Source organism: Lacticaseibacillus pantheris DSM 15945 = JCM 12539 = NBRC 106106, from assembly GCF_001591865.1.
Taxonomy (GTDB): domain Bacteria; phylum Bacillota; class Bacilli; order Lactobacillales; family Lactobacillaceae; genus Lacticaseibacillus; species Lacticaseibacillus pantheris.
This window is the reverse complement of record NZ_BCVS01000174.1, coordinates 1-2078: the sequence shown is the minus strand read 5'-3', so window position 1 is coordinate 2078 and position 2078 is coordinate 1. Positions and strand designations below refer to the sequence as shown.

At 55.4% G+C, this 2078-nt stretch carries 1 protein-coding gene; it reads left to right on the top strand.

Annotated features, from left to right (window positions below):
- Positions 1–239: 239 nt before the first annotated feature.
- Positions 240–1982, top strand: a complete 1743-nt coding sequence (locus tag LPA02S_RS11280) for a GGDEF domain-containing protein (protein ID WP_056956668.1) — start codon at positions 240–242, stop codon at positions 1980–1982.
- Positions 1983–2078 lie beyond the last annotated feature (96 nt).

Sequence of the window (2078 nt, the reverse complement as noted above, 5' to 3'; positions counted from 1 at the left end):
GGAGTACCCCACGAAAGCCGCAGCTCACCGGCCCGACCGCCGCTGCCGCCAACCACTACCGCAGCAATCCCGGCGCAGGGCACGTAAGCCGCAGTCCCAAAAGCTACCCGCGTGTTCACACCCACCCAGTCTTCGACTAACTATCATTGACACCCTCATTCCACACTTTGCAAGTTTACATACCCCAACAGAACGAGTAAATTTAGAGCTAGAACTGCATCGCTGCTAGGGGGGACAACATGCTGAGTACTTGGCTTGGCCACATTCTATTGGGATCATTCTTCGTGGCCGGCTATGTCGCCATGTGCAATGCTCCCTGGTACACACGTTTACAACCAATACTACAAACAATGGTCACCATTGGCCTGGCCGTAGTTCTACAGGGAATAATTTTTTCGGCTTCCAGTGGGCAACACCTGTACATGAGCCTGCAACTACTAATCATTTCCTACCCCGTACTCGAGGACAACATCAGTGGTGCTCACTACGCGCTGCGTTGGGGCATCATTTTAGCGTTCTGGTGGGCCAACCACCCTTGGTTTAGCAGCATAACAGTGGTGATGGATTTACTGTTGATCCTGCTCGCAGTCATCGTCTACCGCTTCCGGGAGCAAGTGCACTACGAGTGGTGGGCCAACAGCGCCTTTGCCCTACTCCTCTGCTGTATGTACTGGTTCAGAATGGGCGACACGACGCTGGGCTTGCAGTTTCGGTACGAGGTGCTGTTCCTCATCATGAACGGTTATGCCTTCATGACCTGGACGCACGACCGGCGCGAGGCTCAGGCCAAAGCCGAACTGGCAGCCCAAGTCAACTATGATACGCTCACGAATGCCGGTAGCCTCGCCATGTTCCGGGCCGATGCCTACGCTGCCTTTGTGGATGCACAGCGGCAACACTGCGACATGACCGTGCTGACGATGGACGTTGATAGCTTCAAAAACGTGAACGATACGTTCGGGCACTCCGCCGGTGACGCCGCATTAATTCACATGGCGGCACTTCTGGAAGACTTTCTCCAGGACGTCGACGCCAATTACCGTCTCTACCGAACGGGTGGCGAGGAATTCGCAGTCCTACTGCCGGGGCAAAACACTGAGCAATTCATGCCCACCGCACAACAATGTATTGAGACGGTCCGACGCGCCCGCTTTGACTATCACGGCCGCAGTAACCGTCTGACGGTATCCATGGGGATGACTGAGGTTCACCCCGGAGACCGAAATGTGGAGGATGTGATTCAGCGCGCGGATCACAACATGTACCTCTCCAAGCAAAGGGGCCGTGACTGTATTACGGTGAATGGTGATACGCCTGAAACCAGCCACCTACGTGAGGTCACCATGACCTACACCTTCTTCACGCAGCCCATCGTCAACATTAATACTAGCGACGTCTTTGCCAGCGAGTTACGGTTACGAACGTACGAGGACGGCGAGTGGCGCCCACCGGTCAACTTTGACATTTCAGCCGCTAGCTTTACACACATTCTGACCCACGTGGCGGACCAATTATCGGTCAAGCGACTAAACGGCGATTTTTCCCTGACCGAGCTCCAGACCCCCGCCATCCGCGATGGCTTGGTCCAATTCATTCGGCAGGCGGCCGTGACCTTCACCATTGAAATCACCAACATCACGGACCGAGCAACGTTTATCCGCGTGGCTCAACAATACCACCAACTCGGGTTCCAGATGGCGTTGGCAAACTCCGGTTGGGACATTTCTTACACCGACGCCTGCGCGGTCATTGCGGAAGTCGACATGATCAAGTTCACGATGGACCAGCCGGGGCCGGACGGGTACACGCCCGCGCAGTACACCAAAGTAAGCGAGTGGCGTAACCTGGCTGCTAGCCACGACATCCCGTTCATCATGCACGGGATTGACTCGGACACGGACCTCAAGTTGGCCCGCGGATTGGGTATCCAGTACGGTCAAGGCTACTACTTCAGCCGATCGGTGCTACCACGCATCGTTTAATCACAACAATTACAACAGGCGTCACCCTAGTGGGCGGCGCCTGTTGTGTTTATTGGGACTTTAGTGGTACGAACCTGCAGGTGGCGTTGGGGGTTA

Bases quoted from the DNA above. Each gene is read 5' to 3' on its own strand.
- LPA02S_RS11280 (WP_056956668.1), top strand. From the start codon at position 240: ATGCTGAGTACTTGGCTTGGCCACATTCTATTGGGATCATTCTTCGTG.